The 25,731-nt window shown below is 73.2% G+C and carries 20 protein-coding genes; 12 read left to right on the top strand and 8 right to left on the bottom strand.

What is annotated here, in order from left to right:
• The first annotated feature begins 141 nt into the window (after window positions 1–141).
• Window positions 142–444 (top strand): WhiB family transcriptional regulator, encoded by a 303-nt coding sequence (locus tag ACIBQZ_RS17420; RefSeq protein WP_041832981.1) that lies wholly within the window; start codon window positions 142–144, stop codon window positions 442–444.
• Window positions 445–468: 24 nt separating this feature from the next.
• Here the strand turns inward: ACIBQZ_RS17420 and ACIBQZ_RS17415 are convergent, their stop codons facing one another.
• The 3 genes from ACIBQZ_RS17415 to ACIBQZ_RS17405 are packed head-to-tail and all read right to left on the bottom strand — an operon-like array spanning window position 469 to window position 3,585.
• Entirely contained in the window at window positions 469–1,611 is a 1,143-nt protein-coding gene (locus ACIBQZ_RS17415) for an ArsA family ATPase (protein WP_396089819.1), read from the bottom strand.
• Between the two features lie 58 nt (window positions 1,612–1,669).
• Window positions 1,670–2,620, bottom strand: a complete 951-nt coding sequence (locus ACIBQZ_RS17410) for an ArsA family ATPase (RefSeq protein ID WP_396089655.1) — start codon at window positions 2,618–2,620, stop codon at window positions 1,670–1,672.
• Between the two features lie 23 nt (window positions 2,621–2,643).
• Window positions 2,644–3,585, bottom strand: coding sequence for a hypothetical protein (locus tag ACIBQZ_RS17405; protein ID WP_396089654.1), 942 nt, complete (start codon window positions 3,583–3,585; stop codon window positions 2,644–2,646).
• 167 nt (window positions 3,586–3,752) lie between these two features.
• Here ACIBQZ_RS17405 and ACIBQZ_RS17400 point away from each other — a divergent pair, with 167 nt between their 5' ends.
• The 5 genes from ACIBQZ_RS17400 (at window position 3,753) to ACIBQZ_RS17380 (ending at window position 10,474) form a co-directional block, all read left to right on the top strand.
• Complete coding sequence (locus ACIBQZ_RS17400) at window positions 3,753–3,908, top strand: DUF4177 domain-containing protein (protein ID WP_396089653.1); 156 nt, start codon at window positions 3,753–3,755, stop codon at window positions 3,906–3,908.
• The gene (locus tag ACIBQZ_RS17395; RefSeq protein WP_396089652.1) at window positions 3,905–4,390 is read left to right on the top strand and encodes a RidA family protein; all 486 of its coding nucleotides are present in this window, start codon (window positions 3,905–3,907) and stop codon (window positions 4,388–4,390) included. The genes ACIBQZ_RS17400 and ACIBQZ_RS17395 overlap by 4 nt, the downstream gene beginning before the upstream one ends.
• Window positions 4,391–4,495: 105 nt before the next feature.
• Entirely contained in the window at window positions 4,496–5,287 is a 792-nt protein-coding gene (locus ACIBQZ_RS17390) for an MBL fold metallo-hydrolase (protein WP_396089651.1), read from the top strand.
• A complete protein-coding gene (locus ACIBQZ_RS17385; RefSeq protein WP_396089650.1) occupies window positions 5,284–8,928 on the top strand; it encodes an adenylate/guanylate cyclase domain-containing protein in 3,645 nt (1,214 codons plus the stop codon). Before ACIBQZ_RS17390 ends, ACIBQZ_RS17385 begins: the two co-directional genes overlap by 4 nt.
• A 79-nt stretch (window positions 8,929–9,007) precedes the next feature.
• Window positions 9,008–10,474, top strand: a complete 1,467-nt coding sequence (locus tag ACIBQZ_RS17380) for a serine/threonine-protein kinase (RefSeq protein WP_396089648.1) — start codon at window positions 9,008–9,010, stop codon at window positions 10,472–10,474.
• Between the two features lie 3 nt (window positions 10,475–10,477).
• Here ACIBQZ_RS17380 and ACIBQZ_RS17375 read toward each other — a convergent pair whose 3' ends face one another.
• From ACIBQZ_RS17375 to ACIBQZ_RS17365, 3 genes are all read right to left on the bottom strand, one after another.
• A complete protein-coding gene (locus ACIBQZ_RS17375) occupies window positions 10,478–12,484 on the bottom strand; it encodes a biotin carboxylase N-terminal domain-containing protein (RefSeq protein WP_396089647.1) in 2,007 nt (668 codons plus the stop codon).
• 20 nt (window positions 12,485–12,504) lie between these two features.
• The gene (locus ACIBQZ_RS17370; RefSeq protein WP_396089646.1) at window positions 12,505–13,956 is read right to left on the bottom strand and encodes a carboxyl transferase domain-containing protein; all 1,452 of its coding nucleotides are present in this window, start codon (window positions 13,954–13,956) and stop codon (window positions 12,505–12,507) included.
• A 226-nt stretch (window positions 13,957–14,182) separates the two neighbouring features.
• Complete coding sequence (locus tag ACIBQZ_RS17365; protein ID WP_023562908.1) at window positions 14,183–14,860, bottom strand: Crp/Fnr family transcriptional regulator; 678 nt, start codon at window positions 14,858–14,860, stop codon at window positions 14,183–14,185.
• Between the two features lie 203 nt (window positions 14,861–15,063).
• Here ACIBQZ_RS17365 and ACIBQZ_RS17360 point away from each other — a divergent pair, with 203 nt between their 5' ends.
• The 6 genes from ACIBQZ_RS17360 to ACIBQZ_RS17335 all read left to right on the top strand — a co-directional run bounded on the left by ACIBQZ_RS17360 (window position 15,064) and on the right by ACIBQZ_RS17335 (window position 20,157).
• Entirely contained in the window at window positions 15,064–16,257 is a 1,194-nt protein-coding gene (locus ACIBQZ_RS17360; protein ID WP_396089645.1) for a CapA family protein, read from the top strand.
• A gap of 87 nt (window positions 16,258–16,344) precedes the next feature.
• Window positions 16,345–17,142: an endonuclease III gene (nth, locus tag ACIBQZ_RS17355; RefSeq protein WP_396089818.1), complete on the top strand. Its 798-nt coding sequence runs from the start codon at window positions 16,345–16,347 to the stop codon at window positions 17,140–17,142.
• Window positions 17,139–17,900 carry a TlpA family protein disulfide reductase gene (locus tag ACIBQZ_RS17350; protein ID WP_396089644.1) on the top strand — a complete coding sequence of 254 codons (762 nt, stop codon included), beginning with the start codon at window positions 17,139–17,141 and terminating at the stop codon, window positions 17,898–17,900. The genes nth and ACIBQZ_RS17350 overlap by 4 nt, the downstream gene beginning before the upstream one ends.
• Window positions 17,897–18,580 carry an NUDIX hydrolase gene (locus tag ACIBQZ_RS17345; protein WP_396089643.1) on the top strand — a complete coding sequence of 228 codons (684 nt, stop codon included), beginning with the start codon at window positions 17,897–17,899 and terminating at the stop codon, window positions 18,578–18,580. Before ACIBQZ_RS17350 ends, ACIBQZ_RS17345 begins: the two co-directional genes overlap by 4 nt.
• A 22-nt stretch (window positions 18,581–18,602) precedes the next feature.
• Window positions 18,603–19,781 (top strand): MarP family serine protease, encoded by a 1,179-nt coding sequence (locus ACIBQZ_RS17340; RefSeq protein WP_396089642.1) that lies wholly within the window; start codon window positions 18,603–18,605, stop codon window positions 19,779–19,781.
• A 16-nt stretch (window positions 19,782–19,797) separates the two neighbouring features.
• Window positions 19,798–20,157 carry a hypothetical protein gene (locus ACIBQZ_RS17335; protein ID WP_396089641.1) on the top strand — a complete coding sequence of 120 codons (360 nt, stop codon included), beginning with the start codon at window positions 19,798–19,800 and terminating at the stop codon, window positions 20,155–20,157.
• A 25-nt stretch (window positions 20,158–20,182) separates the two neighbouring features.
• Here the strand turns inward: ACIBQZ_RS17335 and mycP are convergent, their stop codons facing one another.
• Both mycP and eccCa read right to left on the bottom strand, forming a co-directional pair.
• The gene (gene mycP / locus ACIBQZ_RS17330) at window positions 20,183–21,490 is read right to left on the bottom strand and encodes a type VII secretion-associated serine protease mycosin (RefSeq protein WP_396089640.1); all 1,308 of its coding nucleotides are present in this window, start codon (window positions 21,488–21,490) and stop codon (window positions 20,183–20,185) included.
• Between the two features lie 226 nt (window positions 21,491–21,716).
• Window positions 21,717–25,697, bottom strand: a complete 3,981-nt coding sequence (gene eccCa, locus ACIBQZ_RS17325; RefSeq protein ID WP_396089639.1) for a type VII secretion protein EccCa — start codon at window positions 25,695–25,697, stop codon at window positions 21,717–21,719.
• Window positions 25,698–25,731: the final 34 nt, after the last annotated feature.

The raw sequence follows: 25,731 nt of genomic DNA, 5'->3' as shown, positions 1-25,731 counted from the left end.
GTATACGTTTTTGAGGGACAACGTTGCGTAATCGCCCGACTACAGAGCATGATGATCCGGCGAGCTATCGCACGACGCCTGTGTGACTTGAGGGGACATGAGTCCGCAGACGTCAGGGGAAGCAAGGGGGGACGTGGACAGATGGGGATGATCAGCGACTGGCCCAGTATGGCGGCGTGTCAGAGTGGCGACCCTGACGCACTGTTCGTACAGGGCGCCGAGCAGAACGTGGCGAAGAGGATCTGCCGCAGCTGCCCGGTCCGCTACGAATGCCTGGCCGACGCTCTGGACAACCGGATCGAGTTCGGCGTCTGGGGAGGCATGACCGAGCGCGAACGGCGCGCACTGCTGCGCCGGCACCCGCACGTGGCGAGCTGGCGGAAGATGTTCGAAGCCGCGCTGCGGGAGAAGGGCGCCGACAAGGTGCTCGTCTCCACCCGCTGATTTCCGGTCAGTGCTGCCGTCCGGTCAGGAGAGCGCAGCACCGATTGTCCGCAGCCCGTCGACGTCGTGGACGTCGGCGGGCTGCGCTGTCACCGCCACCGTCGGCACCTCGGGGAACGCGTCGGTGAACTCGGCGGCCATCCGTACCTCGCGGTCGATCAGCCGCAGCAGCGACGCGTGGATGCGCAGCGCGTCCGCGGTGGTCTGCTGATCGCCGGCCGCGTCCAGCGCGGCCGCCGCAGCCTCGGCCTCGGCGGCCGTCACGGTCTCGAGCGTGGCCTCGTGGGTGCGGTTGAGCACCAGGCCGGCCAGCGGCATCCGCTCCGTGACCAGCCGCTCGGCGAAGAACGCGGCCTCCCGGACCGCGTCCCGCTCCGGCGCCGCGACCAGCAGGAAGGCGGTCTGCGGGTCCTGCAGGATCCGGTACGTCTCATCGGCGCGCTGCCGGAAGCCGCCGAACATCGAGTCCAGCGCCGCCACGAAGCCGGACAGGTCGGTCAGCAGCTGGGCGCCGAGGATCTTCTGCACCGCCCGGGAGAAGATCCCGAACGAGGCCGTGACCAGGCTGAACATGCTGCGGCCGCCGCGCGCCGGCGCCATCAGCAGGCGCAGCATCCGGCCGTCCAGGAAGCGCGAGAGCCGGGCCGGGGCGTCCAGGAAGTCCAGCGCCGAACGCGACGGCGGGGTGTCCACCACGATCAGGTCCCACTCGTCGCCGGCCCGCAGCTGGCCCAGCTTCTCCATCGCCATGTACTCCTGGGTGCCGGAGAACGTCGAGCTCATGGCCTGGTAGAAGGGGTTGGCGAAGATCTCCGCGGCGCGCTGCGGCGAGGTGTGCGCCTGCACGACCTCGTCGAATGTGCGCTTCATGTCGAGCATCATCGCGTGCAGCTCGCCGCCGGTGGCCTCGGTGTCGATGCCCTTGACCTGCCGCGGGGTGTTGTCCAGCTCGGTCAGGCCCATCGACTGGGCCAGCCGGCGGGCGGGGTCGATGGTCAGCACGACCGTGCGCCGGCCGTGCTGCTCCGCGGCGCGCAGCCCGAGGGCCGCCGCGGTGGTGGTCTTGCCGACACCGCCGGCGCCGCAGCAGACCACGATTCGCGTGGCCGGATCGGCCAGCAGAGCGTCGACGTCCAGGCGAGGGGCGGTCTGATCAGCGGCCACGATCCGAGCGTACTGACTCGTAGCTCCCGGCGCGGCGCGGAGCGCTGCCGCGTGTGGCGGGTCAGACACTCAGCAGCTGCGCGGCCAGCTCGTGCAGGCCGTCGAGGTCCACCCCGTCGGGCAGCAGCGGCAGCTCCAGCATCGGCCGGCCCAGCTCGGCCAGCTCGGCGCGCAGCGATTCCTCCAGCTCCCGCCGGGTCAGGTGGGCCCTGGCCTCGGCGTGCAGGCCGTTCACCGTGGCCGGGTCGGTGGGCAGGCCGGCCGCGGCCAGGCCGCGCTTGAGCTCGACCTTGGTGACCTTGCCGGCGGCCAGCAGCGGCGGCCGGGCGCCGTTGATGATGATCCGGCCCACCGGGATACCCAGCGTGGTCAGCTCGCCGATGGCGTCCAGGCTCTCCTGCACCGGCATCTCCTCCAGCAGCGTGACGACGTGCACCGAGGTCATCGGGGAGCGCAGCAGTGAGGCCACCCCGTCGCTCTGGGTCTTGATCGGGCCCATCTTGGCCAGCTTGGCGGTCTCCGCGGTGACGTTGAGGAAGCGCCCGATCCGGCCGGTCGGCGGCGCGTCCAGCACGACCGCGTCGTAGACCCGCTTGCCCTCCGACGCGCGCGTGGTCGCCTCCTTCACCTTGCCGGTGAGCAGGACGTCTCGCAGCCCGGGGGCGATGGTGGTGGCGAAGTCGATCGCACCGATCTTGCGCAGCGCGCGGCCGGCCGCACCCAGCCGGTAGAACATCTCGAGGTATTCCAGCAGGGCTTCCTCGGCGTCCACCGCCAGCGCCCGGACCTCGCCGTCGCCCCGGATCGGGGTCGCGATCCGGCGTTCGGCGTACGGCAGCGGCTCGGTGCCGAACAGCTGGGCGATGCCCTGGCGCCCCTCGACCTCGACGAGCAGCGTCCGGTGCCCGCCCGCCGCCAGCGCGAGGGCGAGCGCCGCCGCCACGGTGGACTTGCCCGTGCCACCCTTGCCGGTCACGACGTGCAGGCGCGCCGGCCACTCGTTGCTAGCCACAGGATCGAGCGTACGGCCTCCGGTCAGCCGGTCACGTCGCACACGAGCCAGCCGGTCTTGCGGATCACCGTGAAGGTCAGCTGCTGCTGGGCGGTCTTCTCGTCGTCGGTGGTCATGGTGAGCTGCACGCCGACCGTGGCCCGCTCGTCGGTCTGCCCCGAGACGGCCGGGTCGTTCCAGCGGAAGGAGGGCGCGTCGTACTCGTTCGCGTACCCCTTGATCTGGTCGACCCGGGCCTTGAGCTGCTCCTCGTCGCGGGCCTCGCGGCAGACCGCCTCCCCGGCCGCGGCCGGGTCCTGCTGGGTGTAGACCGCGGTCATGAACCGGTTGACCGCGGTGGCCGGGTCGGGCGCGCCCTTGCCGCTCTCGGCGTCGCGCAGCAGCAGGTAGGCCGAGAGCGTGCCGCCGCCGAAGATCAGCAGGGTGAGGACCAGCGCGGCCGCGACCCAGAACGGGCGCTTGTGCTTCGTCGGCGGCCCGAGCACCGCCGTCTCGGTGGAGTGCGGGTCGAACGGCACCTCCCACGAGTGCGGCAGCATGCTCAGCGGGATCGCCTCGGTCGGCAGGTCGTGCTGCACGCCGGGCTGCACCTCGGCGGGCGGCGAGTGCTCCAGGGCGAGGTGCTCCGGCGGCTCGGTGCGCCACTCGCCGGGCTTCTCGTGCCGGGCGTGGAACGGCTCGGACGGCGGCGGCTGGCGCCACACCGGCACACCCTCGATGACCTCGGTGTCGTCACTCCTCGGCGCGAAGATGGCGGTGGCGTCGGCGTCGAACGTGGTCGTGGCGTCGGCGTCGAAGGTGGGGTCGGGGTCGGCCGGGTGGCCCGGCTCGCCCGGATACGCGCCGACCGGCGGCCACTCGGGCAGCTCGGCCGGGGGCGGGGCGTTGATGAAGTCCGACTCCGGCGCCTCGGCGGCGGCGATCGATGAGGTACGGGTCGCCTCGCCGTTCGGCGGTTGCGTCATCGTGCCCCCTCGGCCGGCGGAGTCCGGGGCCGCACCGCCCCGGGTGCCCAGCGTAACGAAATCCGGACAGCCGCGAGGCAGCTCCGGCCGCCTGACTAGGCTGTCGCCGAAGTCAGCGGGCAGCCGCCCGGGCGACTCCGACCGAGCGATGGGGAGCTGGACGAGCAATGCAGAAGTGGGAGTACGTGACCGTGCCGCTGCTGGTCCACGCGACCAAGCAGATCCTCGACAACTGGGGCGAGGACGGCTGGGAGCTGGTGCAGGTCGTACCGGGGCCGAACTCCGAGCAGCTCATCGCGTACATGAAGCGGGCGAAGTCGTGACCACGCCGGTGACGGGTGCGGGCGGCGCCGACGCGTACGCGCGCCTGGCCGAGCTGGGGCTGACGCTGCCGTCGGTGGTGCCGCCGCTGGCCTCCTACGTGCCGGCCGTGCAGTCCGGCAACTACGTCTACGTCTCGGGCCAGCTGCCGATGGTCGACGGCAAGCTGCCGTACGTCGGCAAGGTCGGCGCGGACGTGACCGTGGAGCAGGGCACGGAGCTGGCCCGCTACTGCGCGCTGAACGCGCTGGCCGCGATCGACGCGCTGGTCGGCCTGGGCCGGCTCGTGAAGATCGTCAAGCTGACCGGCTTCGTGGCCTCGGCGGAGGGCTTCACCGGCCAGCCCGCCGTGGTCAACGGCGCCTCGAACCTCTTCGGTGACGTGCTGGGCGAGATTGGGCGGCACGCGCGCAGCGCCGTCGGGGTCTCGGAACTGCCGCTGGGCGCCCCGGTCGAGGTCGAGGTCATCGCCGAGATCGCTTGAGCCCGCTCACCGTGTGTGGTTTTGCCGTGGTGCCGTGACCGCCGGTGACCGGATCGCACATCCGGTCCCCGCGCGGCCGGCACCGCGCGACGTACGATTCGGTGCATGGGGGCCGCCGAGGTCGTGGAGTTGCCGAGCTGGGTGACGCTGCTGCGTGCGCCCAACCCCGGTCCGATGACGCTGGACGGCACCAACACCTGGGTGCTGCGCGCGCCCGGTGCGGAGCACACGGTTGTCATCGATCCCGGCCCGCTGGACGAGGAACATCTCGGCCGGATCGCCGAACACGGACCGTTCCGCTCCATCCTCATCACTCACGGTCATCATGACCACGTCGAGGGCGCCGCGCGGCTCTCCGAGATCCTCGGCGGCACACCCGTGCTGGCCGCCGATCCGCAGCACGGCCGGCCGCTGCGCCGGGACCAGCCTGCCGACGGCGGCCTGAAGATCCAGGTACTGGACACCCCCGGGCACACCGCCGACTCGGTCTGCTTCCTGGCTGAATGCGCCGGCGAGCGGGTCGTGTTCACCGGCGACACCGTGCTGGGGCGGGGCACGACAGTGGTGGCCTGGCCGGACGGTGACCTCGGGGCGTACCTGGCGAGTCTGCGGTTGCTGACGGCGTACGAGCGGGTCTTGATGTTGCCCGGGCACGGCCCGGCACGTTCCGACTGCGCCGCGGTCGCCCATGCCTATCTCACCCACCGCCAGGACCGGCTCGCCCAGGTCCGGGCCGCGCTGGCCGCCGGGGCCGACTCCGCGGAGACGATTGTCGAAGCCGTGTACCCGGACATCGCACCTGACGTCCGTTTCGCCGCCGTTTGGTCGGCCCGGGCGCAACTCGAGTACCTGAGGCGGGAATCACAGCCCGCCCCGGAACAGTTGGACCCCCTGTGACCTGTCCTGTGTGTGGAACCGTCGCCGTGCCCGGTGCCCGTTTCTGCCACAATTGCGGTGCCGCCCTGCCCGCAGCGGCGACGCTGCCGGCGGCGGAGCGGCGCATCGTCACCGTGCTCTTCGGTGACCTCTCCGATTTCACCTCCTGGTCGGAGGACCTCGACCCGGAACGGGTCGGCGCGGTCACCGACCGGGTGCTGGCCGCCCTGGCCGGCGCCGTCAAGACCTTCGGCGGGCACGTCGACAAGCTCACCGGCGACGGCATCATGGCCGTCTTCGGCGCGCCGGTCGCGCACGAGGACGACGCCGAACGCGCGGTCCGGGCCGCCCTGAGCATGCAGCGGGCCGTCCGCCGGGTGCTGGACGACGAGCGCGGCGGCGGGGCGCCGCTGGGCCTGCGGGTCGGGCTGAACACCGGCGAGGTGGTCGCGGGCATCCAGGCCTCGATCGAGTACACGGTCATCGGCGACACGGTGAACACCGCCGCCCGGCTGGCCGACGCCGCCGCCGTGGGCGCGGTCTACGCGGGCACCCGAACCTCCGCGGGCACCCGGCACGTCGCCTCCTGGCGGCAGCTGCGGGCGCTGCGGCTCAAGGGCAAGCGCGAGCCGGTGCCGGCGTACGAGCTGCTCGGCCTGCACGACGCCCCGGGCACCCGCTCGGGTCTCGGCGACGAGGCCCCGTTCGTGGGCCGGGAGACCGAGCTGGGCCGGGTCGCCGGCCGGCTGGCCGAGGTCATCGACTCGGGCACGCCCCGGGTGATGGTGATGACCGCCGAGGCCGGCATCGGCAAGACCCGGTTCGCCGGCGAGGTCAAGCGACTGGCCGCCGGCTACGACGTCGGCGCGGGCCGGTTCGCCACCCACACCGGCGCCCGGGTGCTGCGGGCCCGGTGCCGCGCGTTCGGCGAGCGCCGCCGCTTCGCCCCGCTGGCCGACCTGGTCCGCAAGTCCGTCGGCCTGCCCAAGGACGTGGCCGCGACGATGAACCGGACGGTGGTCGAGGAACGGCTGCGCAAGCTCGTCGCCCGGCTCAGCCGCGACGGCGGTGCGCCGGATCTGAACCTGGACCGGCTGCTCGCGCTGCTCGGCTACGGCGAGGCCCCGGCCAACCCGGTCGGGCCGGCCGCGGTCGCGGAGTACCAGCCCACCGGCGGCGCCCGCGCCGAGACCGAGACCATCCCGATCGCGGTCGCGGGGCTGCTCAGCGCGCTGGCCCGGGAGGCGCCGCTGGTCGTGATCGTCGACGACCTGCACGACGCCACCGCCGAGACGATCGACGCGCTCGGCGCGGTGCTCTCCCGGCTGGAGGGCCCGGTCATCCTGATGCTGCTCGGCCGCCCGGAACTGGTCCGGACCGCGGGCGCGCTGACCCGGCTGGCCGACGCCGAGATCCACTCGCTGCCGCCGCTGCGCGGCGCGGACGCGTCCCGGCTGCTCACCTCCTATCTCAACGGCGGCAAGCTGCCGCAGGCCGACGCCGACCGGCTGCTGGCCACCGCCCAGGGCAACCCGTTCTACCTGGCCGAGCTGGTCACGCTGCTGATGGAGCGCGGGGCGCTGATGCCGGCCGTCGGCGCCAACGCCGCCGGCAAGTGGCAGCTGGCCGCCGGGTCGCTGGGCAGCCAGCTGCTCTCCCGAGACCTCGCCGCGGTGCTCGCCGCCCGCATCGACGCGCTGCCGACCGAGCCGCGCTCGGTGCTGCGGGACGCGGCCGTGGTCGGCGACACCGTGCCGACCGGGGTCATCGAGGCGCTCCGCGAGCGCCGGGCGCCCGCCGATGCCCGCCCGGGCGCGGTGGCCGCCGTCGAGCTCGAACGGGCCGTCGACGAGCTGCTGCAACGTCGCATGCTGCACCGGGTCCGCGGCGGGTACGCGTTCAGCACCCCGCTGATGCGCGAGGCCGCGTACGCCGGGCTGGGCAAGGCCGACCTCGCCGACCGGCACGCGTACCTGGCCCGCTGGGCCGCGCCCGAGACCGTGACGGCGCTGGGCTACGACGGCGCCAGCCGGCTCAGCCTCGGCGAGCACGAGCGGGACGCGTTCGTCGCGACCCACGCCGAGTGCGCGGTCGAGCTGGCCGACGCGGTCCGGCTGCGTCCCGACGCGACGGCCCGCGACGTGGCGCCGCTGGGCATCGCCGCGCTGAGCCGGATGGCCCGGCGGGCGCTGGCCAACATCGAGCCGGCCGCCTCGATCCAGTACGCGGAACGCGCCGCCAACCTGGCCAAGGACGGCCTGCCGCTCTCCGACCAGCTCGTGCACGCCCGGGCGTTGCTGCGCCTGGGCCGGGCCACCGAGGCGCTGACCTACGGCGAGAAGATCGCCGAGAGCGCCGACGACGAGCCGGTGTGCCGGGCCGAGGCGCTGCTGGTGGTCGGCCGGGCGCAGGAGGCGCTGGGCGCCACGGCGGAGGCGGTCGCGGCCTGGCAGCAGGCGCTGGACGTCGCCACCGAGGCCGAGCTGGCCCCGGAACGCGCCAACGCGATGCGCCGGCTGGGCATGGCGGACTTCCTGGCCGGCAAGCTCAGCCAGGCGAGCAGCCGGTTCGCGGCCGCGTACCAGGTCACGCTCGCCGCGGGGGACCGGCACGGGCAGGCCTGGGCGCTGCAGAACCTGGCCTGGGTGACCACCACGCGCGGTGACTTCGCCGGCACGGACGCCGTGCTCGGCCGGGCCGCGCGGCTCTTCGCCGAGCTGGGCGACCCGGTGGGCCGGTCCTGGCTGCGCGGCACCACGGCATTCGCCCGGCTGCTGGCCGGCCGGCTGCACGAGTCCCGCCGGCTGGCCCGGATCTTCCTGCCCTTCGGCGACCGGGTCGGCGAGGGCTGGGCGGTGGGCACGCTGCGGGCGGTCGAGGCGTACGCGGCGGCCGAGCTCGGTGACCTGGCCGAGGCGGACGGCGAGGCGCGGCGGGCATACCGGGACTTCGCGGCGGTCTCCGACGACTGGGGGCGCGGGCTGGCGCTGGTCGTCCGGGGCGCCATCGCCCGTGGCCTGAACGAGCCCGAGCACGCCGAGGACCTGCTCACCGACGCGCTGGAGTACGCCGACCGCACCGGCCACCCGCTGCTGCTCGGCATGGCCGGCACGCTGCGCGGGTTCGTCGCCCTGCAACGCGGTGACGTGGAGGCGGCCGAGGCGGACGCCCGCCGGGTGATGACCGCGGTCGAGCCGCACAATCCGCTGGCCCCGGCCCAGGTCGGACCGCGGGTGCTGCTCGCCGAGGCGCGGCTGCGGGCGGGCGACGCGGCCACGGCGGTCGGGCTGCTCGCGCCGATCGCCAGCGACACCGGTGGCTCTCTGCTCTTCTCCCGCCGGCACGCGCTCGCCTCGTACGCGTCCGCGCTGCTGGCCGACGGTCACGTGGAGGCGGCGGCGACCTGGATCCGGCGCGCCCGGGAGGTGCCGGCCGAGGATGTCCGCAGCGGCGTGATCGCCGCGATGGTCCTCGCCCGGGTGAACGCGGCGGCCGGTTCGCTGGAGCTGGCCCGGGTCGCCGCGGACGAGGCGGTGCTGCTCGCGTACTCCTCGGAACAGCTCAGCGAGCGGGTCGCGGCGGAGGAACTTCGGGACGCCCTGGCACATTCCATCGTGGAGCCGCCGGAATCTGTCGCGTACGCGTCTGACGTGCCGGGATGAAGCCGGCCACCGGTCGCGTATTTTCTATCCCGTGACCCACACCCCACCCGGCCGCCTCCCCGCGCCGTATGTGCCTGGCATGTCCGGCTTGTCGGTCATGGCCCGAGGTGGGTACGCCACCGTCTACCGTGCCACCCAGGATTCCGTCGGCCGTGACGTGGCCATCAAGGTCGAGAACAGGACCCTGGACAACGCCCGCGACCAGGCGAGATTCCTGCGCGAGGCGAAGGCGGCCGGGCGGATGTCGTCGCACCCGCACGTGGTCGACCTCTTCGACGTCGGGGTGACGGTCGACCAGCACCCGTACCTGATCATGGAGCTCTGCGACGGTTCCTACCTCGACCGGATGCGGGTCTCCCCGCTCAACGCCGTCGAGACCCGCGACCTGGGCGTGAAGATCGCGGACGCGCTGGTGCACTCGCACGCCAACGGGGTGCTGCACCGCGACGTCAAGCCCGCCAACATCCTGTACTCACACTTCAACCCGGCGGTGCTCGCCGACTTCGGGCTGGCCGTGCTCGGCGAGATGCGCGACTCGTCGGTCACCCTCGAGGTGCTCACCCCCGCGTACGCCCCGCCGGAGATGTTCTCGCACGCCGAGCCGTCCGGCGCCGTCGACGTGTACGCGCTCTGCGCCACCCTCTACGCGGTGATGCGGGGCCGCCCGCCGCGCTGGGAGTCCGACCGCAGCCCCAGCCTGATCACCCTGATGGACCTGTTCCACCAGCCGATCCCGGACCTGCCCGGGGTGCCCCGCGCGCTCACCGAGATCCTCCGGTACGGCATGGCGAACGACCCGCGCGCCCGGCCCACCGCGGAGCAGCTGCGCGAGATGCTCACCGGCCTGCACGTGGGACCGGGCGGCCAGCAGGCGCCGCCGACGATCTACCGCGCGTCCACCTTCCAGCCGCCCGGCCCGCGCCCGACGACGCCGGACCCGCGACCGGTCCCGCCGGTGTCGGCGACCCGCGAGGTGCACGCCGCGGACGAGACCCCGACCGTGCACACCGAGGGCCGCAAGCGCGCCAAGCGCAAGTGGCTGTTCGGCGGCTTCGGCGTGCTCATGCTGCTCGCGACCTCGCTGGGCGGCGCCTGGCTGGCCTCCTCGCAGGGTCCGAAGGTGCGCTCGCTGGCCTCCCGGCTGGCCGCGCCGACGGCCTCCGCCATGCCGGTCGCGCTCTCCCGGCTGCCCGGCTGCGCGGCCACCGACGCGCACTGCCCCGCCCAGCTCGAGTGCTACACCCGGCGGGCCGACGGCGGCCGGGTCGCCCGCAAGGTCGCCTGCACCCGGCCGCACAGCTGGGAGGTCTTCGCGGTCGGCCGGCTGCCGTCCGGTGTGGAGCCGCGCGACCGGGACGCGGTCACCACCGACCCGATCGTCCGCAAGGTGTGCAGCACGGCCACCTTCCGCCGGATGACGACCCGCACCGACGGCACCGAGTGGGCGCTGTCGGTGCTGCCGCCGACCAGCGCCGACCGGACCTTCCGCTGCCTGGCCGGGCAGGGCCTGGACCGGCTGCGCGGGCCGGTGCTGGCCCGCGGCTGACGGTTACTCCGGGTCCAGCACCGCCAGCAGCTCGCCGGTGTCGACCTCCGCGCCGGGCTGCACCGGCAGCGACGCCACCACGCCCGCCGAGGGCGCGTGCACCGGGTGCTCCAGCTTCATCGCCTCCAGCGTCAGCAGCAGCTCACCGGCCCTGACCCGCTGGCCCGGCACCACCAGCACCCGGCGGACCGCGCCCGGCAACGGGGCGATCAGCGAGCCCTCGGTGGTCTCCGGGGCGGGCAGCGGGAAGCGGGACAGCTCACGCAGCGTCACCGACCCCTCCGGGCTGTCCACGTAGGAGATGTCGCCGACCCGGTGCACCTTGAGGCTCAGCCGGATGCCGTTGACGTCCAGGTCGACCCGGCCGCCGTCGGCGTGCACCACCACCGTGGGCGGGTGGTCGTCGAGCGTCGGGGCCTGACCGAGGCCCGCCAGGTCCAGCTCCTCCGGGTCCACCGCGCGGACCCACCAGCCGGCCAGCTCGCCGTGCCGGTTCATCCGGTAGCCGACCTCAACCGGGCCGGCCGGGCCGTCGTACACCGCGGTCTGCGAGCCGGAGGGGACGTTGCGCCAGCCGGAGGGCAGGGACTGGAGCACGGGGGCGGTGGCCCGCCGGGCCGCGGCCCCGGCCAGCGCGGCGGCCAGGCAGGAGATGCGGACGGCGTCCACGGACGACAGCAGCGGCGCGAAGACCTCCGGGTGCCGGTCCAGGAAGCCGGTGTCCACGTCGCCGACCCGGAAGGCCTGGTGCCGGAGTACGCGTACCAGCAGGTCGCGGTTGGACACGACGCCGTGCAGCTGGGTCCGGGTCAGCGCCGAGGCGAGCATCCGCGCGGCCTCCTGCCGGGTGGGCGCCCAGGCGACGAGCTTCGCCAGCGTGGAGTCGTGGTGCACGCCGACCACGGTGCCGTCCATCACCCCGGCGTCCAGGCGCAGGCCGGGCTGGGGCAGCGGGCGGAACGAGCCGGCCACGTCGGGGACGGCGAAGCGGTGCAGGGTGCCGGAGGCGGGCAGCCAGGCGTACGCGGGGTCCTCGGCGCAGATGCGCACCTCGATGGCGTGCCCGCGGATCGGCGGCGGGCCGGGCATCGGCAGGCCGCCGCCCTCGGCCACCAGCAGTTGCAGCCGGACCAGGTCGTAACCCGACACGCACTCGGTGACCGCGTGCTCCACCTGCAGGGTGGGCGTCAGCTCGAGGAACCAGAAGTCGCCGTCGGCGTCCAGCAGGAACTCGACCGCGCCGGCGCCGACGAAGCCGATCGCGCGGACCGCGATGATCGCGGCCCGGCACAGCTCCTCGCGCAGCGCCGGGTCGACCGCCGGGGACGGCGTCTCCTCGATGATCTTCTGGTACCGCCGCTGCACCGAGCATTCCCGCTCGCCGAACGGCACCACAGCCCCGTGGGCGTCCGCGATGATCGGCACCTCGATATGCCGCACGTTCTCCACGAACGGCTCGCAGAAGACCGCTCCGCCGGTCTCCTGCCGGGTCGAGGCCACCGCCTCGGCCAGCGTGACCGGGTCGCGGACCACCCGCATGCCCTGACCGCCGTGGCCGCCGGCCGGCTTGATCAGCACCGGGAAGTCGGTGACCTGCTCGGGGTCGGTCAGCGTCGGCAGCACCGGCACCCCGGCCTCGGCCACCATCGCCTTGGTCTCGATCTTGTTCTGGACGGCGCCCAGCGTCTTGGCGGGCGGGCCCACCCAGATCATCCCGGCGTCCGCGACCTCGGCGGCGAACTCGGGGTCCTCGGCCAGCCGGCCGTCACCCGGATGGATGGCGTTCACGCCCGCCCGCTTGGCCGCCGCGATGATCAGGTCGCCCCGCAGGTACGTCGACTCCGCGGTGCCGCCGGACAGATGAACGGCGTAGTCGGCCTCGGTGACGTGCGGGGCGTCCGCGTCGGCATCGGAGTAGACGGCGACCGTCTCGATGCCGACCAGGCGGCAGGTGGCGAAGACCCGGCGGGCGATCTCGCCGCGGTTGGCCACCAGAAGACGTCGGATCACTGGTCTACCTTTCAGGGACTTCAGGGTCGGAAGACGCCGTCGTGTTCGGCGCCCTCGACAGCCGCGCTGTGCACGGCGGACAAGCAGAGGCCGAGCACCGTACGGGTGTCGCGCGGATCGATGACGCCGTCGTCCGGCAGCTTCCCGAGCGGGGATGAACCCTCCGCGGGACGCTCCACCGGCCAGCTGAACAGGAACCGCGGCTCGTAGGCGCGGCCGTAGATGCCGCCCGCCTCCTCGGCGGGCCGGGCACCGATCATCAGGGTCAGGTGCGGCACGGTCGACTTGGCGACGGCGTGCACCAGCGGGGCGCCGTGCCGCACGTCCGCGGCCTCGTGGGCCTCGGCGGCCGGCACGCCGGTGTACTGCACGAACAGCAGCGAGGTGGCTGTCGCGTTGGCGAGCTGGATGAAGTGCACGGCCTTCTGCGTCTCGGCCGGCGAGAACGCCCCGCCCAGGTTCGCCAGCACCCCGACCGGATAGCCGTGCAGCTCGCCCCAGCCGGTCACCAGCGCGGTGCCCTGGGTCGGCTTGAACTCGTCGAAGTCGCTGCCGTCGAGGATCCGGGCCAGCACCTCGAGCGGCTCGAAGACCGTCGCCGGGTCGGCGCCGGCCATGCTCAGCAGGTCCTCGGCGTCGTACTTGGGCGGGTTCGGCGGACAGCAGCGCGGCCCCGGGCCGCGCTTGCGCCAGTTGAACCGGCGGACGCACTGCCGGGCCAGCCGCAGCCCGTCCCGTTCGTCCTCGGCGAGCTGATCGGCCGGGCCGGTCACCCCGGCGGGCACGGTCGGCGCGCTGCGGACCTCGGGCGCGGGCCGGCCGTTGGCCCCGGCCGCGCGGACCGGCTGCGGGTGGATGGTGAGCATCTTGGCGTGCCCGCGCACCATGATCGTGTAGTCGCTGAGCGCGGGCAGGTAGGCGGCGTCGCCGGTCGTCGCCCCGAACACCACGCAGACCGTCGGCACCCGGTCGGCGGTGAGCTGGCTCAGGTCGCGGGCGATCGCCCCGCCCGGCGGCGGGCCCGCCGGGGCGGCCGCGCCGGTCGACTCCACAAGATTGATCAGCGGCAGGCGGTTGACCGAGGCGATCCGGGCGGCCCGGCGGATCTTCTCCACCGTGTACGGGTTGACCGCGCCCCCGTCGACCGTGGGGTCGTTGGCGATGACCACGCACTCGACGCCCTCGACGACACCGATGCCGGTCACCACGCTGGCGCCGATCGGGAACTCCGAGCCCCAGGCCGCGACCGGGGACAGCTCGAGGAACGGGCTGTCCTGGTCGAGCAGCATCTCGACCCGTTCCCGGGGCAGCAGCTTGCCCCGGGCGTGATGCCGGGTCACCCACTTCTCGCCGCCGCCCGCGCGGGCCGCCTCCAGCGCCGTCTCGAGCTCGGCCAGCCGTTCCAGCATCGCGCTGCGGCTCTGCAGGTAGGCCGGGTTGCGCGGGTTGATCGCGGTTTCGAGCACGGTCACGGAATCACCTCTGCCCGGCCCTGCGCTGCACGCCCGCCACCATCTTCAAGACCCCGCGCCTCTCGCCCGTGTATTGCCTCTCGACCACCTCCGTAACGAGTGGCCGACCGGGTGCGACACGGGATCTTGGGAAGGCGGCTCCGTCCCCCGATCAGGGGGTGGACACGCGTGCAAGGGGCCGCCCATCAGGACGGCCCCTTGCGTGGTGCTTTGTCGATCTGCCGGATCAGACCCGCGCGCGGCGGGCGAGCCTCTCCGGATCCAGGATGATGACGCTCTTGCCGTCGAGACGCAGCCAGGCCCGGGACGCGAAGTCTGCGAGGGCCTTGTTGACCGTCTCCCTGGAGGCGCCGACGAGTTGCGCCAGCTCCTCCTGGGTGAGGTCGTGCGTCACCCGGAGCACGCCGCCGTCCCGGGTGCCGAAGCGGCCCGCCATCTGCAGCAGGTTCTTCGCCACCCGGCCGGGCACGTCCGTGAAGATCAGGTCCGCCAGCGCGTCGTTCGTCCGGCGCAGCCTGCGGGCGAGCACCCGGAGCAGCTGCTCCGCGATCTCCGGGCGGTTGTTCAACCACGGGCGCAGCGACGACTTCTTCAGCCGGGCCAGGCGCGTGTCGGTCACCGCGGTGGCCGTGGCCGTCCGCGGACCGGGGTCGAACAGGGACAGCTCACCGAGCATGTCCGACGGTCCCATGATCGAGACGAGGTTCTGCCGGCCGTCCGCAGCCCGGCGACCAAGCTTGATCTTGCCGGAGAGAACGATGTAAAGGCTGTCACCCGCCTCGCCCTCATTGAAGACGATGTCCCCCTTGCGGAACTCGATCGTCTCCATCTCCTTGGCGAGTGCCTCGGCAGCTTCCGGGTCAACGCCCTGGAAGATCCCGCTGCGAGCCAGTACCTCATCCATCGCTGTACCTCCGAATACGCGCTTCGCCGCGCACGATCAGTCTAGGCGCACGCGGGCCGTAAACGGGCGGGCACCCCTCGATCCAGACCTCGCAGCGTAACCGGTCGGGTCCCAGAGGTCGGAAGAATCGTCGCTCTCGGTGAGCAATGACCGGCCGTTCGACGGCTGCCCCCGCTTGTCGGCCGACGGTATCGTCCTCGTCGATGAATTCCCACCCCCCACCCCGCCCCGGCCTGTTCGGCCGCCCCGTCCTGACCGTCACCCTCGCCGTCGCCGTGCTCGTGGGCGCCGGCCTCGGCGGCGTGGCCCTGGCCGATCGGGGTTCCGACACCGCCGCCCCGGTCTGGAAGACCCCGGACGCCGCCGCGCCCCCGGGCGCCTCGTCGGCGCCCGCCACCGAACCCGAGACGGAGTCGGCCACCACCGGCGACACCATCACGTTCTCGGCGACCGGCGACATCATCATGGGCTCCGCGCCGAACAAGCTGCCCGCCGACAACGGCAAGGGCTTCTTCGACTCGGTCCGCGACGCGCTCAAGTCCGACCTGGTGATGGGCAACCTCGAACAGCCGCTCACCGGCGACACCGGCACCTCCAAGTGCGGCTCGCCGGCGCGGGCCAACTGCTTCGCCTTCCGCTCGCCACCCTCGTACGCCGAGCACCTGGTGGACGCCGGCTTCGAGCTGATGAACACGGCGAACAACCACTCCAAGGACTTCGGGGTCCAGGGTTACAAGAACACCGTCGAGGCCCTGGAGGACGCGGGGCTCGAGCACACCGGAGCCGCGGGTCAGATCACCGTCGTCGAGGTCAAGGGGGTGCAGGTCGCGGTGGTCGGCTTCTCCCCGTACGCGGGTGCGAACAACCTCAACGACCTCGACGCCGCGCGGGACGTGATCAAGGAAGCCGCCGGGCAGGCCGACCTCGTGGTGGTGCAGGTGCACATGGGCGCGGAGGGCTCCGGGATGGGTCACGTGAAGCCCGGCAACGAGCTGTTCTTCGGCGAGAACCGGGGTGACCCGATCAAGTTCTCCAAGGCGGTCATCGACGCGGGCGCGGACGTGGTGGTCGGGCACGGGCCGCACGTGCTGCGGGGCATGCAGTTCTACAAGGGCAAGCTGATCGCGTACAGCCTGGGCAACTTCGCCGGCGGCGGGAAGACGCTCAGCAGCGACGGCGTCCTGAAGTACGGCGGCGTCCTGCACGTCTCGCTGAACCGGGACGGCTCGTACGCGGGCGGGAAGTTCCTGTCGACGTACCTGGACGGCACCGGCAAGCCCACCCGGGACAGTGCCAAGGAGCGCGGTCTGGACCGGGTCCGGGAGCTCTCGGAGGACGACTTCGGTGATGCCGCCGCGACCATCGGTGAGGACGGATCCATCTCGCCGCCCCGGTGACGGGTATGTGACCGGGAGCGGTCGTAGGTGCGACGTACTCTTGCTCGCGTGAGTCGTCCCGTCGTCGCCGCCACCGCAGGTGCGGCCGTGCTCGCCCGCTCGGCCAAACGCTTCGCGAAAGAGACCCCGATCGGGCGCAAACGCCGGGCCCGCAAGATGGCCCAGCAGTTAGCGGAGATCCATCCCGACGCGCACTGTGAGCTGGACTTCACCACCCCGCTGGAGCTGGCCGTAGCCACCATCCTGTCGGCGCAGTGCACGGACAAGAAGGTCAACGAGGTCACCCCGATAGTCTTCGCCAAGTACCGCAGCGCGGCCGACTACGCCGCCGCGGACCGGGGTGAGCTGGAGGTGATCCTCCGGCCCACCGGCTTCTTCCGGGCGAAGACCGATTCCCTGATCAAGCTCGGTCAGGCGCTGCTCGACCGCCACGCCGGCGAGCTGCCGGGCAAGCTCGACCAGCTGGTCGCGCTGCCGGGCATCGGCCGCAAGACGGCGAACGTGATCCTCGGCAACGCCTTCGGGGTCCCGGGCATCACGGTCGACACCCACTTCCGGCGCCTGGCGAACCGTTTCGGCTGGGTCAGCGAGGAAGATGCCGTCAAGATCGAGTTCCTGGTCGCCGACCTGATCGAGAAGCGCGACTGGACCATGCTGTCGCACCGGATCATCTTCCACGGCCGCCGGGTCTGCCACGCCCGCAAACCCGCGTGCGGCGCGTGCACCCTGGCGCCGCTGTGCCCGTCCTACGGCACCGGCCCGACCGGGGCGGCCCCGGCGGCGAAGCTGCTGAAGGGTCCGCGCGCGAAGGAATTGGCGGTCCTGGCGGGCCTCGACCCCGACCTGGTGCCGGCCGCGGCCGTCGTGACGCCGGAGGCGCCGTGAGCCGAGTCCGGGGCGGGCCGGTGCCGGCGCGGTGGCTGACGCCACCCCTGGCGCTGCTGCTCGCCGCGTGCACGGCCACCGACACGCCGCCGCCGACGCCGGCGGAGGACGCGGCCTCCCCTTTCCTGACCTGCGCGGCGCTGACCGCCGCCCCCGGGGCGGATGAGTCCGCTCCCGCGCCGTCCGGGCCGGGTCAGGCTTCTCCTGCGCCGTCCGGGGCGGGCGGGGCTGCTTCTGTGGCGTCCGGGCTGAGCCGGACCGCTTCTGCGGCGTCCGGGTCGGTTCGGGCCGCTCCTGTTGCGAGCGGGTCGGTGCCGGCTGTGCCGGGCGGGCGGGCTGCCGATCTGCCGGATCTTTCGCTGCCGTGTTTCACCGGTGGGGACGCGGTGCGGCTCGCCGAGCTGCGCGGGCCCGCGGTGATCAATCTGTGGGGCTCGTGGTGCGCGCCGTGCCGCGACGAACTGCCCGTCATCCAGGCGCTGGCCGACGTCACCGCCGGCCGCCTGCACGTGGTCGGCGTCGACACCCGGGACTCGCGGGACGCCGGCGCCTCGTTCGCCGTGGACCGGCGCGTCTCCATCCCCACCCTGTTCGACCCCGACACCAAGCTGCTCACCGCGCTCGGCAAGGTCAACCTGCCGGTCACCGTCTTCGTCGGCGGCGACGGCGAGCGGTTCGTCTACACCGGCAAGGCCCTGGACAAGCCCACCCTCGGCGGGCTCGTGCGGGCACACACCGGCGTGACGGTGACCGGGTGAGCGGGCGCCCGGACGGCCTGCCCGGCTGGTGGGAGCCGTTGCTGACCCGGGTCGGCTCCGCGCGTACCGAGGATTTCACGCCGCTGCGGCCACCCGCGAGCGGCGGCCGGGCCAGCGCCGTGCTCGTGCTGCTCGGCGAGCAGCAGCCGGACCAGCCCGACCTGCTGGTGCTGCAGCGCGCCGCCACCATGCGCAACCACGCCGGTCAGGCGGCCTTCCCGGGCGGCGCGGCCGATCCCACCGACGCCGACCCGGCGGCCACCGCGCTGCGCGAGGCCAGCGAGGAGGTCGGGCTCGACCCGGCCAGCGCGACCGTGCTGACGTCGCTGCCGGAGCTCTACATCCCGGTCAGCCGGTTCGTGGTGACCCCGGTGCTGGCCTGGTGGCACGCCCCGCACCCGGTGCACGTGCGGGAGCCCGCGGAGGTCGCGCACGTGGCCCGGCTGCCGGTCGCCGAGCTGATCGACCCCGCCAACCGGATCCGGGTACGGCATCCGAGCGGCTGGATCGGCCCGGCGTTCCAGGTGCGCGGGATGCTCGTCTGGGGTTTCACCGCCGGGGTCGTCTCGGCTCTACTGGACATGGCCGGCTGGAGCCGCCCGTGGCAGCCGGGCCGGCTCATGGATCTGCCCGACACCCCGGTCGCGGTGCCGGCCACCTCCGACGAGGTGGTCTCGTGACTGTCACTTCTACTCTGAGCGAGTGCTTGTGGTCGATGGAATCCTGATCCTGCTCATGCTGGTCTTCGCGATCAGCGGATACCGGCAGGGTTTCGTCATCGGCGCGCTGTCCTTCGGCGGGTTCTTCAGCGGCGTGCTGATCGGCCTCCAGGTCGGCCCGCTGATTGCGAACCAGTTCGAGGACGGCACGGTCCGGCTGGTCGTCTCGCTGGTGGCGATCTTCGCGCTGGCCGTGCTCGGGCAGACCCTGGCGGGCTGGCTGGGCACCCGGCTGCGCCGGTCGATCAGCAGCCCGCCGCTGCAGCACCTCGACGACGCCGGCGGTGCGGTGGTCTCGCTGGTCGCCGTGCTGCTGGTCGCCTGGCTGATCGCCGTGCCGCTCGGGTCGACGCCGTTCCCCGGGATCAACAAGCAGGTGCGCAGCAGCGCCGTGCTGAACGGCATCAACTCGCTGATGCCGGACCAGGCCCAGGCGCTCTCCGCCGGGCTGCGCGAGTCGCTGAACACCAACGGCTTCCCGGACGTCTTCGGCGGCCTGGCCCGCACCAACGCCCGCGAGGTGGCGGCGCCGGACCCGGCGCTGGCCAAGTCCCCGGTGGTGGTCAACTCGCGCAAGTCGGTGATCAAGGTGCTGGGCACCGCGCCGAGCTGCTCGCGCCGGATCGAGGGCTCCGGCTTCGTCTACGCCGACGAGCGGATCATGACGAACGCGCACGTGGTGGCGGGCACCCGCAACGTGCAGGTGGAGACCACGAACGACAAGCTGGACGGCAAGGTCGTGGTCTACGACCCGGAACGCGACCTGGCGGTCATCTACGTGCCGGGGCTGCGGGCGCCGGTGATGCCGTTCGTGCGGAAGCCCGCCGGCACGGGCGCGAACGCGGTGGTGCTGGGCTTCCCGCTGGACGGCCCGTACGACGCGCAGTCGGCCCGGGTCCGCGAGGTCAGCAACATCACCGGCCCGGACATCTACGACTCCGGCGACGTCACCCGGGAGATCTACACGATCTACGCGAAGGTCCGCAGCGGCAACTCGGGCGGCCCGCTGGTGGCCCCGAACGGCGACGTGCTCGGCGTCATCTTCGCGGCGGCGGCGGACGACAACAAGGTGGGCTTCGCGCTGACCGCGGCGGAGGCCTCCGGCACGGCCCGGCTCGGCACCGAACGCACCCGCGGCGTCCGGACCGGCGACTGCGCCTAAGGTCTAGGGTCTTCGCATGTCGACACCGCACTCCGCCGACGTGCTGGCGGCCGTCCGTGAGTTCGTCACCCGCCTCGACGAGCTGGACGCGGAGGCGCCCGTCGTCGGGGAGCTGACGCTGGGCCTCGACGGCAGCGCCGAGCAGCTGCGGCTCCGGGCGCCGGTGGCCCGGGCCCTGATCGAGGCGCTGCGCGGCTATCACGACCCGCGGGACCGGGGCACCTGCGCGCACTGCGGCACCGGCCGGCTGGACGACGACTTCGTCTGCCGCGGCTGCGGGATCGTGAACGGCCTCTTCGGCCAGACGCTCGCGGGCTTCGCCGGGCCCGGCGCCGACAGCCTGACCAACCGTCCCGACCCGACTCTGGGCGACTAGCACCGCGCTCAGCGCTGCCCCCAGGTCAGGCGAGGCGGGCGAAGCGGCGGAAGGTGAGCACCGCCGCCACCACCGAGATCAAGAACAGCAGGCCCGCCGCCCACCAGCCGCGCGAGGACGTCGGTGGCTGGGCCTCGCCGGCCCGCGCCGCCGTGCCGTTCGCGCCCGGGAGCCTGGCGCCGACCACGCCGTCGCCGGTGGTGCTCGGGGCCGACTGGGCCTGGCCCGAGGCCGGTGCGTTGCCGAAGCCCGCGATGCCCGGCGACGCGGTGGTGTCCAGCGGGTTGCGCAGCACCGCCGGGACGCCCTCGGCCGTCAGCGCGCCCGTCGGGTCGATCAGGCCGTAGCCGTACTGGCCGTCGCGGCCGGCCGTGCCGCGGTCCTTTGCCGTCTTGATGATGCGGTTGACCACCTCGGCCGCCGACATCGTGGGCCAGCGGGAGCGGATCAGCGCCGCCGTGCCGGAGACCATCGGCGCCGCGAAGCTGGTGCCCTGGACGCGCCAGTAACCGCCGGGGCGGGCGCCGACCAGCTGGGTCGCCGGGGCCGTCACCACCGTCTCCTTGCCCGTGATCGAACCCGACCACAGCACGTCGCCGTCCTTCTCCATGCCGGCCACCGCGATCACGCCGGGCTCGCGGGCCGGATACCAGACCCCGGACGACGACGAGGCGGAGGCGCTGGCGTTGCCGGTGCAGGCCACCACGACCACGTCCTTGGCGAACGCGTAGTCGAGGGCCGCGGCCAGGGCCGGGCTGCTGCCGTTGCCACCGAGGGAGAGGTTGATGACCCGGGCGCCGTGGTCGACGGCCCAGCGCACGCCCTTGGCCACTATCAGCGCGTCGTCGTATCTGTTCTCCCGGTCCAGGACGCGTACCGGAAGGATCTTGGCTTTGGGGGCGATGCCGACCACGCCGACGTTGTCGTCGTTGCGGCCCGCGATGATCGCCGAGACCGTGGTGCCGTGGCCGACCAGGTCGGTGTCGCCGTCGCCGCCGGAGTCGACCAGGTCGAGGCCGGGCAGCACCTGGCCCTGGAGGTCCTTGTGGCCGGCGTCGACGCCGGAGTCGATCACGGCGACCGTGATGCCCGCGCCCAGCGAGTAGGTCCACGCGCCGGCCAGGTTCAGCGTCTTGACGTGCCACTGCTCCGCGCGCACCGAGTCACCCAGCAACGGCTCCGGCTCGGCCAGCGGCGTAGCGAAGGCGGCCGGCGGCGTAGCGAGGGCGGCCGGCGGGGTGGCGGTCTCCGGGGCGGTCGCGTGCGCGGGCACCCCGCCGACGCCAAGGCACAGCCCCGCGACAGCGGTGACGGTGACGAGCCGGGCAGGCACGTGCCGGTCCTTCACCAACGGGCACCGTCGCAGGCCGGACGGCGTACGGGAGCGTCACGCCTCGATCGGCGGGACGCACGCGGTGCTTCGCTCACAGCGCTCACTGGCGGCATGACCATTCTGATGATGGACGGTCGATGGTGGGAGATTACTCCGAATCCGAGCGTTGTCGCTGGGGTCTGTCGATGCGGATCGCACCACAAGTGCGCTCGATCTGCGCGAAGACTCAGTACGGGGGCAGATGAGAAAGCTGGATCAGCCGTACTCCCTCACGTCGAGTCATCAGCCGACCACGGCCGGGTGGCATCAGCGTGGGCCGGATCGGGCCGATGAGCGCGCCCTCGTCGGACGGCCCGGACATCACCAGGCCCGGCGACGACAGCTCGCGCAGCCGCTGGATGACCGGGTCGTACATGGACCGGCTGGCGCCGCCGGCCCGCCGGGTGACGATCAGGTGCAGGCCCACGTCGCGGGCCTGGGGCAGATACTCCACGATGGGCTGGAGCGGGTTGGTCGGGCCGGACGCCACCAGGTCGTAGTCGTCGACCAGCACGAACAGCTCGGGCCCGGTCCACCAGGACCGCTCCCGCAGCTGCTGGGCGGTGACGTCCGGGCCGGGCAGACGCCGCTCCATGTAGCCGGCGACCGACTCCATCAGCTCCAGCGTCTTCGCGGCCTGGATGCCGTAGCCGATCCGGTGGTCGGACTCGGGCAGGTCCATCAGGCTGCGCCGGTAGTCGACCAGGATCAGCCGGGCCTCCTCGGGCCGGAACCGCCGCATCACCGAGGTGGCCAGCGCGCGCAGGAACGACGACTTGCCGCACTCGGCGTCGCCGAAGAGCAGGAAGTGCGGGTCACCGGCGAAGTCGATCTCGACCGGCTGCAGGTCGGCCTCGGCGATGCCGATCGGCAGGCGCAGCCCGGTCGACCGGTCCAGGTCGATATCCGCGTACGGCAGCGAAGGCGGCAGCAGGCGCACCCGCGGCGCCGGCGGCCCGGTCCAGTTGGCGGCGATCATCTTGACCAGCTCGGCCGTCTCGCCGGCCCCGCTCAGCTCGGGCCGCACGGTCAGAATGTGCAGGCTCTTGTTCTTGTCCGTGGGGTGCTCGACGAGGCCGCGGCCGGCCTTCTCCGGCACGTTGACCGCCGCCCGCCGGTTGACCATCGAGTCGGTCGGGTCGCCGAGCCGCAGCTCCACCCGGGAACCGAACAGGTCGCGGATCGCGGGCCGGAAGTCCATCCAGCGGGGCGCGCTGGTCACCACGTGGATGCCGTACGAGAGGCCGCGGGTGGCGATGTCGGTGATGACACCCTCGAGCTCGTCGTAGTCCTTGCGCAGCGTGGTCCAGCCGTCGATCACCAGGAACACGTCGCCGAACGGGTCGGCGTCGGCGCCGTTGTGCAGCCCGGCCTGGGCCGCCCGGCGCCGCCGGTACGACGCCATCGAGTCGACGCCCAGCTCACCGAAGCGCCCCTCGCGCACGGAGAGCAGCGTGGACACTTCTCCGACCGTGCGCCGTACGCCCACCGAGTCGAGCCGGCCGTAGACGCCGCCGACGTGCGGCAGGTCCTTGAGCGTGCCCAGCGACCCGCCGCCGAAGTCCAGGCAGTAGACCTGAACCTCGGCCGGGGTGTGGGTGAGCGCCAGCCCGCAGATCAGCGAGCGCAGCGCGGTCGACTTGCCGGACTGCGCGCCACCCACGACAGCGACATGGCCGGCGCCACCGGCCAGCTGCAGCCACATGACGTCGCGCACCTGCTCGCGCGGCTTGTCGATGAGCGCGATCGGCACCTGCAGGGCGCCGTGCAGCTCGGGGTTGGCGAAGGCCAGGCCGCGGACCGGATCGACGGTCACCGGGCCGAGCAACTCGTCGAGGGTGGCCGACTGGTTCAGCGGCGGCAGCCACACCTGGTGGGCCGGCGGTCCCTGGCCGTTGAGCCGGGCCACCATCACGTCGAGCAGGCTCTCGCCGGCCGGGATCTCCTCGGGCTTGGGCTGGGCCGGCTCGACCGGCTTCGGCGCCGGCACGTAGTGGGTGGAGTAGGAGAGCACCTGCGGCGCGGCGCCGTCCCGGGCGGCGCCGGGCCCGCCGCTGCCGGCCTTGCGGAACGGCCCGGAGACGTACGCGGCCTTGAACCGCACCAGCGGCTCGGTGCCGAACTTGAGGTAGCCGTGCCCGGGCGAGCGGGGCAGCTCGTACGCGTCCGGCACGCCGAGCACCGCCCGTGACTCCAGCGCCGAGAACGTCCGCAGGCCGATCCGGTACGACAGGTGGGTGTCGAGCCCGCGCAGCCGGCCCTCCTCGAGCCGCTGGCTGGCCAGCAGCAGGTGCACGCCCAGCGAGCGGCCCAGCCGTCCGATCTGGACGAACAGGTCGATGAAGTCGGGCTTGGCGGAGAGCAGCTCGGAGAACTCGTCGCAGATGACCAGCAGCGACGGCAGCGGTGACAGCGCCGCGCCGCCGGCCCGGGCCTTCTCGTAGTCGCGCAGGCTGGCGAAGTTGCCGGCCTTGCGCAGCAGCTCCTGGCGCCGCAGCAGCTCGCCGTCGATGGCGTCCACCATGCGGTCGACCAGCGGCAGCTCGTCGGCCAGGTTGGTGATCACGGCGGCGGTGTGCGGCAGCCGGTCCAGCGAGGAGAAGGTCGCGCCGCCCTTGAAGTCGACCAGCACGAAGTTCAGCGTCTCGGAGGAGTGGGTGGCGGCCAGCGCGAGCACCAGCGTGCGCAGCAGCTCGGACTTGCCGGAGCCGGTGGCGCCGATGAGCAGGCCGTGCGGGCCCATGCCGTCCTGCGCGGACTCCTTGAGGTCCAGCTCGATCGCGCCGCCGTCGGCGCCGAGGCCGATCGGCACCCGCAGCTTGTCCCGGTTGGGCCGGGGCAGCCAGGCCCGGGCGATGCTGAACGAGTCCGGGTCGCCGAGGTTGAGCAGCTCGGCCAGGCCCATCTCGGTGGCCAGCGGGGTGTCGGAGGTCCGCGACATCGCGGCCAGCCGCAGCGGCGCGAGCCGCCGCGCGACGGCCTCGGCCTCGGCCTCGCTGAGCCGGTCCGGCGTGCCGACGTCGGCGGCGTGGTCCATCGCGTACGTGTGCAGCTCGTGCCGCCCCGCGCCGCCCGGCCTGACCTCCAGCACCAGCAGTGAGCGGTCCAGCAGCCGCGGCGGCACCTCGTCGAGATCGAGCACCGTGACGCCGTCGATGCCGTCGTCGAGCTGGGTCGCACCCTTGAGGTCGGCGCCGTCCAGCACGATCACCACGTGCGGGCCGGCGCCGCCGCTGCCCGCCGGGTTGAACCGCGGCCGGTTGCCGATCACGTCCTCGAGCAGCTTCTCCAGGTCGGGCCCGGCACTGGCGACCAGCCGCACCTGGCCCAGCCGGTCGGTGCGGGACGGGTGCAGGTTGTGCGGCAGCCACTTGACCCATTCCCACATCGCCCGGCGCTCGGGGCCGGCGCAGACCGCGATGATCAGGTCGTCCGGGGCGTGGAAGACCGCGAGCTGGGCCAGCACGGCCCGGGTCAGGGCGCGCGCGTCGGCCTCGCCGGTCGGGCCCTGCCCGCGCATGAAGACCCGGGCGAAACCGCGCAGCGAGACCGCCACCGGCAGGTCCGGCACCACCGAGTACGCGTCCAGGAACCGGCGCAGCGCGCCGGCGGTCATCGGCTCGAGGTCCTCCAGCGGCCGGGTGACCGGCGGGATGAGCGGCGTGGCCAGGGTCTGCGGGCCGAGGGCCAGCCGCACGACGCCGAAGTCGGGGTCGGCCGAGCGGCGCTCCCAGACCCGGTGGCTCTCCGCGGTCGACCAGAGCTGCTGCGGGTCGGGGTGGCGGTAGAACAGGCCCATCCGCTGGCGGCCGGCGGTGTCGCGGACCCGGCGGCGCAGACCGGACAGATGCCGCAGATACTCCCGGCGGGCGGCCATCATCTCGGCCTTCTTGGGCCCGCCGCTGCCGCCGAACGAGGTGGCGAGCATGGCCAGCGAGGAGACGCCGAACAGGCCGCCGACCACATAGGAGAACGCGCCGCCGCCACCGCGGCCCATCATCATGGCCATCGCGACCGAGCCGCCGAGCATCGGCAGCACCATCAGCGCCTGCTGCCAGCGCCCACCGACGGCCTGCGGGATCTCGGGCGGCGGATCGACGGCGAGCTCACCGGTCGGGATCTCCGGCGCCGGCCGCCGGGCAGCCCGCTTGATCACCACCGTGCTCATACCGAGTATTCCCTTTCATCCGCAACCACGCGCC

Source organism: Actinoplanes sp. NPDC049599, assembly GCF_044465625.1.
Classification (GTDB): Bacteria; Actinomycetota; Actinomycetes; order Mycobacteriales; family Micromonosporaceae; genus Actinoplanes.
Note: the sequence above shows the minus strand (reverse complement) of the source record. Positions and strands in the feature narration are given on the sequence as shown.

Excerpts from the sequence above, each read along its gene's own strand:
- ACIBQZ_RS17420 (WP_041832981.1), top strand. The coding sequence starts at position 142 with ATGGGGATGATCAGCGACTGGCCCAGTATGGCGGCGTGTCAGAGTGGC.
- ACIBQZ_RS17405 (WP_396089654.1), bottom strand. The coding sequence starts at position 3,585 with ATGACGCAACCGCCGAACGGCGAGGCGACCCGTACCTCATCGATCGCC.
- ACIBQZ_RS17400 (WP_396089653.1), top strand. The coding sequence starts at position 3,753 with ATGCAGAAGTGGGAGTACGTGACCGTGCCGCTGCTGGTCCACGCGACC.
- ACIBQZ_RS17390 (WP_396089651.1), top strand. The coding sequence starts at position 4,496 with ATGGGGGCCGCCGAGGTCGTGGAGTTGCCGAGCTGGGTGACGCTGCTG.
- ACIBQZ_RS17380 (WP_396089648.1), top strand. The coding sequence starts at position 9,008 with ATGTCCGGCTTGTCGGTCATGGCCCGAGGTGGGTACGCCACCGTCTAC.
- ACIBQZ_RS17365 (WP_023562908.1), bottom strand. The coding sequence starts at position 14,860 with ATGGATGAGGTACTGGCTCGCAGCGGGATCTTCCAGGGCGTTGACCCG.
- ACIBQZ_RS17360 (WP_396089645.1), top strand. The coding sequence starts at position 15,064 with ATGAATTCCCACCCCCCACCCCGCCCCGGCCTGTTCGGCCGCCCCGTC.
- ACIBQZ_RS17335 (WP_396089641.1), top strand. The coding sequence starts at position 19,798 with ATGTCGACACCGCACTCCGCCGACGTGCTGGCGGCCGTCCGTGAGTTC.
- eccCa (WP_396089639.1), bottom strand. The coding sequence starts at position 25,697 with ATGAGCACGGTGGTGATCAAGCGGGCTGCCCGGCGGCCGGCGCCGGAG.